Annotated in this window: 8 protein-coding genes; 3 read left to right on the forward strand and 5 right to left on the reverse strand. The window is 64.0% G+C overall.

Features of this window, described 5'->3' with window-relative positions; genetic code table 11:
- Positions 1-166: 166 nt before the first annotated feature.
- Positions 167-1,639, forward strand: coding sequence for an IMP dehydrogenase (gene guaB, locus B3M53_RS07080; RefSeq protein ID WP_273020150.1), 1,473 nt, complete (start codon positions 167-169; stop codon positions 1,637-1,639).
- Between the two features lie 59 nt (positions 1,640-1,698).
- On the opposite strand, the gene B3M53_RS07085 is transcribed toward guaB, so the two are convergent.
- Together B3M53_RS07085 and B3M53_RS07090 are read right to left on the reverse strand one after the other, a co-directional pair.
- Positions 1,699-2,448: an isocitrate lyase/PEP mutase family protein gene (locus B3M53_RS07085; RefSeq protein ID WP_273020151.1), complete on the reverse strand. Its 750-nt coding sequence runs from the start codon at positions 2,446-2,448 to the stop codon at positions 1,699-1,701.
- Between the two features lie 13 nt (positions 2,449-2,461).
- The gene (locus tag B3M53_RS07090) at positions 2,462-3,514 is read right to left on the reverse strand and encodes a bifunctional transcriptional activator/DNA repair enzyme AdaA (RefSeq protein WP_273020152.1); all 1,053 of its coding nucleotides are present in this window, start codon (positions 3,512-3,514) and stop codon (positions 2,462-2,464) included.
- 240 nt (positions 3,515-3,754) lie between these two features.
- On the opposite strand from B3M53_RS07090, the gene B3M53_RS07095 reads away from it, so the two are divergent.
- Complete coding sequence (locus B3M53_RS07095) at positions 3,755-5,071, forward strand: RsmB/NOP family class I SAM-dependent RNA methyltransferase (protein WP_273020153.1); 1,317 nt, start codon at positions 3,755-3,757, stop codon at positions 5,069-5,071.
- 49 nt (positions 5,072-5,120) lie between these two features.
- Here the strand turns inward: B3M53_RS07095 and B3M53_RS07100 are convergent, their stop codons facing one another.
- The 3 genes from B3M53_RS07100 to B3M53_RS07110 form a co-directional block, all read right to left on the reverse strand.
- Complete coding sequence (locus tag B3M53_RS07100) at positions 5,121-5,918, reverse strand: copper resistance protein B (RefSeq protein WP_273020154.1); 798 nt, start codon at positions 5,916-5,918, stop codon at positions 5,121-5,123.
- The gene (locus B3M53_RS07105) at positions 5,915-7,882 is read right to left on the reverse strand and encodes a copper resistance system multicopper oxidase (RefSeq protein WP_273020155.1); all 1,968 of its coding nucleotides are present in this window, start codon (positions 7,880-7,882) and stop codon (positions 5,915-5,917) included. Before B3M53_RS07105 ends, B3M53_RS07100 begins: the two co-directional genes overlap by 4 nt.
- Before the next feature lie 73 nt (positions 7,883-7,955).
- Entirely contained in the window at positions 7,956-8,369 is a 414-nt protein-coding gene (locus B3M53_RS07110; protein WP_273020156.1) for a hypothetical protein, read from the reverse strand.
- 110 nt (positions 8,370-8,479) lie between these two features.
- Here B3M53_RS07110 and guaA point away from each other — a divergent pair, with 110 nt between their 5' ends.
- Entirely contained in the window at positions 8,480-10,048 is a 1,569-nt protein-coding gene (gene guaA, locus B3M53_RS07115; RefSeq protein WP_273020157.1) for a glutamine-hydrolyzing GMP synthase, read from the forward strand.
- The last annotated feature ends 14 nt before the right edge of the window (positions 10,049-10,062 follow it).

Below are 10,062 nucleotides of genomic sequence, written 5' to 3' on the forward strand. Positions count from 1 at the left end.
AATTTCCTTATACCTGTCAGGGGAATACGCGTATTACGCGCACAGGTTGGTTTACCATAACGATGTAGGCTAAACGGGGCAATCCGTCGACCCGTGCGGCTAAACGGCCTTGCGCTCACGCTGAAACCTGCTAAAGCGGCCCCGCAAGAGACAAGGAGGCCTCCCCATGCAGATTCGCGAGGGGCTTACCTTTGACGACGTGCTCTTGCAGCCCGGTTCGTCTGAGGTTTTGCCCGCTGACGCTTTGGTGCGGACACGGCTCACGCCGTCGATCACCCTGAACATTCCCATTCTGTCGGCCGCCATGGATACGGTGACCGAAGCCGGTCTGGCGATCGCCATGGCCCAGGATGGCGGTCTGGGCGTCATCCACCGAAATCTGACGATTGAAGAGCAGGCTGAAGAAGTCCGCCGCGTCAAACGTTATGAGAGCGGCATGGTGGTCAACCCGATCACCATCTCGCCCAACTCGACGCTGGCCGAGCTCCTGGCTCTGATGAACCATCACAAGATCTCTGGCATTCCGGTCGTGGAAGGTGGAGAGGGCGTGAACGGCAAGCTGGTCGGGATCATCACCAATCGCGATGTCCGCTTCGCCGATGACTTGAACCAGTCTGTGGCGTCACTGATGACGCATGAGAACCTGGTCACGGTCAAACCCGGCGTGGATCAGGCCGAAGCGCGGCGTCTGTTGCACAAGCACCGCATTGAGCGGCTGCTGGTTGTCGACGATGAGGGCCATTGCGTCGGCCTGATGACGGTCAAGGACATGGTCAAGGCCGAAGCCTATCCTAACGCCGCTAAGGACGAACACGGTCGCCTGCGCGTCGCCGCCGCCTCCACTGTGGGCGACGCCGGGTTTGAGCGCGCGCAAGCGCTGATTGATGCGGGCGTGGATACGGTCGTCATCGACACCGCGCACGGCATGTCCGCTTCTGTGCTCGAGCAGGTCAAGCGCATCAAGGCCGCCTCCAATTCGACCCAGGTGATCGCCGGCAATGTGGCGACCTATGATGGCGCGCGCGCTCTGTTTGATGTCGGCGCGGACACGGTGAAAGTCGGCATCGGGCCGGGCTCGATCTGCACCACGCGCATTGTGGCGGGCGTGGGTGTTCCGCAGCTGACCGCCATCATGGATTGCCGACGCGCGGCAGACGGCTTTAACGGTTCCATCATCGCGGACGGCGGGATCAAGTATTCCGGCGATCTCGCCAAGGCCATCGCGGCGGGCGCAGATTGCGTGATGATGGGCTCCATGCTGTCGGGCACTGAAGAAGCGCCGGGCGAGACGTTCCTCTACAAAGGCCGGGCGTATAAGTCCTATCGCGGCATGGGCTCTGTCGGCGCCATGGCGCGCGGCTCCGCCGACCGGTATTTCCAGAAGGAAGTCACCGATCGGATGAAGCTCGTTCCTGAAGGGATCGAGGGCCAGGTGCCTTACAAGGGACCGGTCGCGCCGATCCTGCATCAGATGGTGGGCGGATTGCGCGCCGCCATGGGCTATACCGGCGCCAAGACGATCAAGGAATTCCAGGAAAAGGCCGAGTTCGTGCGCATCACCAGCGCGGGCCTGAAAGAAAGCCACGTCCATGACGTGACGATCACCCGCGAAGCGCCGAACTATCCGACCCCGTCCTAGTCTGGGGTGAGCCTTGAATGAGAACGCCCGGCGATGCATGTCGCCGGGCGTTTTTCGTTTCAGAGCGTCAACGCCTCGCGTGAGCAATTGGTCAGCATCTCCATGGCGGACAGATAGGGCGCCGGGCCGAAGCTGATGCGGCGCGCGCCGGCCTGTTTCATGATCTTGAGCTGTTCGACATCAGGAACCATCACATTGATGGGCGCTCCGATCTCCTCCACCAGTCTCGCCACCAGATCAGGGTCCTTGAGGCCGGGGAAGAAAATCCCGTCTGCGCCGGCGTCCACATAGGCGTGGGCGCGCTCCACCGCATGGCCCATGCGCTCGGTGGGGTGACTGGGATCCTCGGGGTCAAAGAACACCTCGCTGCGCGCATTGATGAACAGCGGTTCGCCTTCAGACGTCTGGGCGCTCGAGATGGCGCGCAGTTTGAGGACGTGCTTCGCCAGTGGAACAGGGCTTGCGGTCTTGCGGTCGCGATCCTCGATATTGATGCCCACGGCGCCCGTATTGCGGATGCGCAAGGCGTGATCGGCGACTTCGGCGGGGTCTTCTGAATAGCCGGTCTCGATATCCACCGTCAGCGGCACGGAAATGGATTTGGCGATCCGGCGGGTGATCCGCTCCAGCCAGTCCAGCGGCAGGGATTCCCCGTCCTCAAACCCTAAAGCAGCGGCGACCGCCCAGCTTGAGGTGGCGATGGCCTTGGCGCCGGAGCGTTCAATGGCGAGTGCGCTGCCGGCATCCCAGGCGTTAAACAACACCAGGGGAGTCCCAGGGGCGTGCAGTGAGGCAAAATGATCGTACATCAGCGTCATTCCTCTAGGGCAGAGGCGCGGCTTGCTGTTCAAGATCAAGCAAGGCGCGCTTGCGATGAAGCCCGCCGCCATACCCGGTCAATGATCCGTCGGCGCCGATCACCCGGTGACACGGGATGATCAAAGCGAGCTGATTATCGCCATTGGCGCGGGCGACCGCGCGAACGGCGGAAGGTCGGCCCATTTGTGCGGCGAGCTGGCTGTAACTGCGGGTCTGTCCCATGGGGATCGCCTGCAGTTCACGCCAGACAGCTTGCGTGAACGGGCTGCCGTGAAATTTCACGGGAACCTGAAAGTCTCGCAGCCTGCCGTTAAAATAGTCCTCCAGATCATTTGCAATCATGGCGTGTGGCTTTGTGCGTCCGAAGCCGAGCCCGCCCGGCGTCCGCTCGGACAGGCGTTTAAGCTCTGTGGGCAAGGCTTTGCGATCCATGAACTCCAAGAGATGCAGGGCGTGGTCATCCGCGACGGCGATCATCGGCCCCAAGGGTGTGGAGATCGGCGCGCAGCGCAGCAGGGCGTCATCGCGAAAGGCGCCGGGCGCGAGGCCCAACAATTTGCTGACGGCGGACCGGAAGCCGCTGGCGGAGTCGTAATTGGCGGTCAACTGGGCCTCGATCACGCGCTCGCCGCCGCCCAGGGCCGCAAAGCCTTCCTGCAGGCGCCGCAAGCGCGCCAGCTCGAGAAAGGTCACGCCGAGCTGGCGCTTGAAGGCGCGCCGCACGGTGGAGGGGGCAAGGCCGAGCGCCGTCAGATCGTCTTCGCGCCAGCGCCGCCCCGGATCGGCGTTGAGCTTCGCAGACAGGTCCGCGACCAGCGGCTCCATGCCGTGTTCCAGCGGTTTGCAGCGTTTGCAGGGGCGGAAGCCCGCATCAAGGCACTCCGCCGCCGTCTCGTGAAAGCGGCAATTGTCTGCTTTGGGCTTTCTCGCCGGGCAGCTGAGGCGACAGAAAATGCCGGTGGAGGTGACGCCCACAAACATTCGGCCGTCCCAAGCGGAGTCCCGGTTCAGAAGGGCGTCATAGAGCGCGGTGTCGGAAGGGCGTGAAAACAACATGCAGACTGTGTATCAGAGGGCGCGAGAGCATGACGCCGATTTTCGGGCGTTTATTGATTTTGACTGCAGAGCCGAACACCCTCTGTGATCAGCCACCCCGGAGCGCAGCTCCGCAAGCGCATAGCGCGCCCGCCGAACGGCGGAACAACCATCGGAGCTTTGCTCCGCAAGCGCGACCGCGCGCCGGCCGAAGGCCGAACACCCAGCCCGAAGGGCGAACGAAAAAGAAAGACCTTTCCCATGCGCGACGCAGGACGGATCGCCGGCGCCATTGAAGTGCTCGACGCGGTGATGACCCGGCATCAACCGGTGAAGGATGCGCTGCGCGATTGGGGCAAGGCGCATCGGTTCGCCGGATCGGGGGATCGTGCCTGGATATCCGGTCTGGTGCTGGACTCGCTGCGTCGCCGCGGCGCCTTGCGTCATGTGATGGGCGAGGACACGCCGCGCGCGCTGGTGCTGGGGGCGTTGGCCTATGCCTGGGATATGGACGCGGCCGCCATCAGCGCGGTGTTTGAAGGCGATGAACATGCGCCTGAGCCCCTGACAGAGTCCGAGGTTGAGGCTCTGTCCAAAGGGCTCGACGCGACGGCGCCGCTTCATGTGCGGGCGGATGTGCCCGAATGGCTGGCGCCGAGCTTTGAGCGCGCCTATGGCGCAGAAGCCGAAGCGGAAGGTCAGGCCATGGCGGGCCGGGCGCCGGTGGACCTGCGGGTGAACCGTCTGAAAGCCGAGCCGGAAAAGGCCTTCGGCGCGGTCGCCCCCAAGATCAAGAATATCGAGGTCTCTGACCTGATCCTGGATGGTTTGCGCATTCCCGAAACCGATCCGCGCGCCAAGGCGCCGGGAGCGGACAGCATTCCCGCCTTCGGCAAGGGCTGGGTCGAGGTGCAGGATATCGGCTCGCAACTGGCCGCATTGGCGGCGGGCGACATCAAGGGCGGGCAGGTGCTGGATTATTGCGCCGGGGCGGGCGGCAAGACTTTGGCGCTGTCGGCGCTGATGGAAAACACCGGCCAGCTTTACGCCTGGGATTATGACGGCCGCCGCTTGCGCGCGATCTGGCCACGCCTGCAGCGCTCCGGCGCGCGCAATGTGCAGGTGCGCGACGGCAAGGAAGCCGAAACGCTGGGGGATCTCGAAGGCAAGCTTGATTGCGTCTTCATGGATGCGCCGTGCTCGGGCGCGGGCACCTGGCGGCGCCGTCCCGACAGCAAATGGCGTCTGAAGGAAGAGGCGTTCAAACGCCGTCAGTCTGAACAGGATGAAGTGCTGTCCAAGGCCTGGCGCTTCGTCAAACCGGGCGGAAGCCTCGTTTATGTGACCTGCTCGATCCTGCCCGAAGAAAACGAAGACCGGGTCGCGCACTTTCTTGAAACGCACCCCGAATTCACGCCCGTGCCCACTAGCGACGCCATGGCGCAATCCGGTCGCCTCGCCGAGGGCGCGCAGGAGCGCCTGAAAGCCCTTGAAGGCCGCTTCGGCGCCCTCCAGCTCACCCCGCACCGTACCGGCACGGATGGGTTTTATGTCTGCGTGATGGAGCGCACGGCGTAGGGTCTGATCGCTCAAGAAAAAGGCCCCGGCAGCGCCGGGGCCTTTTGCGTTAGAACCAGAGGCGCACCCCGGCGAGGAGGGCGGTTTCCTCCACCTCTTCCCCGAGCGACCGGGCAATGGATGCCGTTTCGCCCAGCTTGCGCTCCCAGCTGACGCCCACATAGGGGGCGAACTGGCGGCGGACTTCATAGCGCAGGCGCAAACCGGCTTCGATATCGGTGAAGCCCGTGCCCTGATCGAGCGAGGGGGCGTCACCGAACGCAAACCGGGTCTCGACGACCGGCTGCAGGATCAGGCGCTGGGTGAAGAGGATTTCGTACTCCACCTCCGCCTCGATGGCGGCGCCGGCGTCTCCGCCCAGATAGGCGTGGGCGTTGACCTCAAACCAGTAGGGCGCGAGGCCCTCGACCCCGATCACGGCTTGCGTTTCGTCGGGGCCGAACTCATGACGCAGGCCCGTCTGGACGTTGAAATAGCGGGTCGCGGCGCGGCTGTATAAAAGCTCCACCTCGCCGCCGTCAAAGCTGTCCTCGTCGGGCAAGTACGCGCCCTTGAAGTTCATCACGAGGCGATTGATGTCGCCGCCGGTCCAGGCGCCGCCCTCCCATTTGAGAGCGGTTTCGCCGTCTGCATCCTGCCATTCAAAGCGGTCGATCATCACCATGGAATGCTTCGTGGCGCCGGAATGGTGCAGCACGTCATGACGCGCCTGCGCCATCACATCAGCGTCGAAATACCGGTCTGCCGCATTCCACAGCGGTTCGGCGTGGTCGCCCTCGTGGCTTTGCGCGAGGGCAGGGGCGGAGACGAGGGCGCAGGCCGCGCCCAGAAGCAAGGAGCGGATCATGATGCGTCACCTCCGTGATGACCGGAATGGTGGTTAGGGTGAGCGGGCGCCGGTTCAGGCTCTGGCGCGGGGGCGTGATGGCCGTGGTGACCGCCGCCATGGCCGGAATGGCTGGAATGGTCCATCGGCGCGGGTTCGGGCTGATGATGGCCTTCATGGCCGGAGTGACCCTGATGGTCGGAATGGTCCATGGGGCCGGGGCGCACTGAGACCACCTGCATCATCCCTGCATGCATGTGGTAGAGCAGGTGACAGTGGAAGGCCCAGTCGCCCGGCTCGTCCGCCGTGACGTCAAAGGCCAGGCGCTCGCCCGGTTTGACGATCACGGTGTGTTTCCGCGGCTTGTGATCGCCGCCGCCGTTCACCAGTTCAAAGAACATGCCGTGAAGGTGAATGGGGTGGGGCATCATGGTGTCGTTCACCAATGTGACCCGCAGCCGCTCGCCTTCATGAAAGACGATGGGCGCGTCGATCTCGGTGAAGCGCACGCCGTCAAACGACCACATATAGCGCTCCATATTGGAGGTGAGATGGATTTGCATCTCACGTCCCGGCGCGCGCACATCAGGATTGCGGTCAAGGCTGCGCAACTGGGAATAGGTGAGCACGCGATGGTCCACATCCTCCAGCCCGATTCCTGGTTCATCCAGGCGACTGATCGGCGCCATATTGAGATTGGCGACGCTAGGGCCTTCGGAATGGTTGTGGGTGACGGGCGCGTCGTCCTGCATCGCCCCGGAATGCCCGGAATGATCCATCGTCCCATGATCCATTGAACCGTGGTCCATACCGCCATGATCCATCTGGCCCTGAGCCATTGACCCATGATCCATTCCGCCATGCCCCATGGCGCCGTGATCCATGCCCATGTCGCGCATGGTCAGAAGCGGGGTGGGGCGCAGCTCGGGAACCGGCGCCGTCATGCCTTCGCGCGGCGCCAATGTGGCGCGGGCGTAGCCCAGGCGCTCAATGCTTTCCGCCATGATGGTGAAGGCGCGATCCTCGCGCGGGGTGACCACCACGTCATAGGTTTCCGCCACACCGATTTGCAGCTCGTCCGTCTCGACGGGGGCCACGTTCTGCCCGTCCGCCTGCACGACCTGCAGCGGCAGTCCGGGGATGCGCAGATTGAAGATCGTCATCGCCGAGGCGTTGATGATGCGCAGGCGCACCCGCTCGCCGGGCTCAAACAGGCCCGTCCAGTTGCTGCCCGGTCCCTGGCCATTGATCAGATAGGTGTAGGTCTCGCCGCCCACGTCTGAGATGTCGGTGGGCTTCATGCGCATCTGCCCCCACATGGCGCGGTCTGACAGCGCAGCGCGCGCACCGTCTTCGCCCATATCGCGGACCAGATCACCGAGCGTGCGGTGATTGTAATTGAGGCTTTCAGGATTGGTCTTCAGTCGGTTGAACAGCGCTTCCGGCGACATGAATGTCCAGTCGCTCAGCACCAGCACGTGCTCGCGGTCATAGCCCACCGGATCATGATGGGCCGGATCGACGATGATCGGGCCATAAAGCCCTTCCTGCTCCTGAAGCCCGGAATGGCTGTGATACCAGTAAGTGCCCGACTGGCGCAGCCGGAAGCGGTAGGTGAAGGTCTCGCCGGGGCGGATGCCGGGGAAGCTCACACCGGGAACGCCGTCCATCTGGAAGGGCAGCAAAATGCCGTGCCAGTGGATGGAGCTGTCCACGTCCAGGTGGTTGGTGACATTCAGCGTCACCTCATCGCCCTCGCGCCAGCGCAAGAGCGGCGCAGGCACGGTTCCGTTCACCGTGAGCGCGCTGTCGCGGCGGCCCTCGACGCGGAAAGGCGTGCGGGCGATATCCAGATTGAACTGCGTGCCGGTCAGGGCGTCGGGGGCGCGCTGGGTGAGGGCGCGGGCGCCATAGGCCCAGTTCGGGGTCAGGCTGGCGGCCGCCAGCGCGCCAGCGCCGGTCAGCCAGGATCGTCTCGTAAGCATGGTTTTGGTCTTTCAACAGGGATCGTCAGACAGGGGGCGCCCGCGCAAGGCGCGGATCAGCGTGTCTGGCGTCCTAGTTGAGCTGGACCGAATGAAGCTGGACGGGGGTTGGGCGCGGTGGCGGTCTGGGCCGCAGCGGATCATAGACGGGCGCTTTCGCCGCGGTGCGGCGCAACTGCGCCAGGTCCGGGCGCGGCGTGCTCGGCAAGACCGCCGGGGCGTCCAGCTGGGGCGCATCGCTGAGCACCAGAGCCGCGCCGCACAACGCGTTGTCGTCGCAATGCGGATCGGCCTGATCACTGGCGGATGCGTGATGGGCGTGCCACGCCATCTGGTGGTCAGTTACGGCTGGCGCGTGCGCCGCGCCATGCGCGTGTTCATGACCGGCGGGTTCAATCGGCTGGGCGCAGACCTGCACGGTCCAGCACGCGATGAAGATCATCGCGGTCAGGATTTTGGGCAGGGAGGCGGCGAACCGTTGAATCATGGTCGCAACATAGCGCGCTCAATGGATCAGGAAAACCATTTGAGTCCGGATGTGGCGCTGGCGTGCGGATACCCTCTGGCGAAACGCGCCCGTCTGCGCTATGCGCAGCCATGACCGAGATTCAGGCCCATCATGAAAAAGTGCTGGTGATCGACTTTGGCAGTCAGGTCACCCAGCTGATCGCTCGCCGGCTCCGCGAAAGCGGCGTGTATTGCGAGGTCCACCCCTTCAACCGTGTCGATGACGCCTTCCTGGACGCCTATGCGCCCCAGGCGATCATCCTGTCGGGCGGTCCCAATTCCGTCCACGGCGAAGGCACGCCGCGCGCCACGCAAAGCGTTTTTGAACGCGGCTTGCCGGTGCTGGGCATCTGCTATGGCGAGCAGACCATGTGCGCCCAGCTGGGCGGCAGCGTGGAAGCGGCGGAAGAACGCGAGTTCGGCCGCGCCGATATCGAGATCGTCGCCGACAGCCCGCTGTTTGAGGGCCTGGGCGCGGTGGGCCATCTCGAACGCGTCTGGATGAGCCATGGCGACCGCGTCAACGCGATCCCGCAGGGCTTCCATCCTATCGCCGCCAGCGAGAACGCCCCCTTCGCCGCCATTGCGGATGAGGGACGGCGCTTTTATGGCGTGCAGTTCCACCCTGAAGTGGTCAACACCCCGCGCGGCGCGCTGATCCTGCGCAACTTCACCCACAATATTGCGGGGCTGAAGGGCGACTGGACCATGGCCGCCTTCAAGGAAGAGGCCATCGCCAAGATCCGCGAACAGGTCGGCTCGGGCCGGGTGATCTGTGGTCTGTCGGGCGGCGTGGACAGCTCGGTGGCCGCCGTGCTCATCCACGAAGCCATCGGCGATCAGCTGACCTGCGTGTTCGTGGATACGGGCCTGATGCGCACCGGCGAGGCCGATCAGGTCGTCTCGCTGTTCCGTGAGCACTACAACATTCCGCTGGTCGCCGCTGACGAGGAAGAGCGCTTCCTGTCTGCGCTGGCGGGCGAAAGCGATCCCGAGAAAAAGCGCAAGACCATCGGCAAGCTCTTCATCGACGTCTTCGAAGACAAGGCCAAAGGCGTGGGCGGTGCGGACTTCCTCGCGCAGGGCACGCTCTATCCGGACGTGATTGAAAGCGTCAGCTTTGACGGCGGGCCGTCGGTGACCATCAAATCGCACCACAATGTGGGCGGTCTGCCCGAGCGCATGAACATGAAGCTTGTCGAACCGCTGCGCGAACTGTTCAAGGACGAGGTCCGCGCGCTTGGGCGCGAGCTGGGCCTGCCCGAGAGCTTTATCGGTCGTCACCCCTTCCCGGGGCCGGGCCTCGCCATCCGTATTCCTGGCGAAGTGACCAAGGACAAGGCTGACATCCTGCGCAAGGCGGACTCGATCTATATTGAGGAAATCCGCAAGGCCGGGCTGTACGATTCAATCTGGCAAGCCTTCGCCGTGCTGCTGCCCGTGCAAACGGTCGGCGTGATGGGTGATGCCCGCACCTATGACAATGTGCTGGCCCTGCGCGCGGTGACCTCGACGGACGGCATGACGGCGGATTATTTCCCCTTCGATCATGACTTCCTGGGCCGCACCGCCACCCGCATCATCAATGAAGTGCGCGGCGTGAACCGGGTCGTCTACGACGTCACCTCCAAACCGCCGGGCACCATTGAGTGGGAGTAGGGCGGTCAATCTGA

Origin of the sequence: Oceanicaulis sp. UBA2681 (assembly GCF_002354675.1) — a bacterium.
GTDB lineage: Bacteria > Pseudomonadota > Alphaproteobacteria > Caulobacterales > Maricaulaceae > Oceanicaulis > Oceanicaulis alexandrii.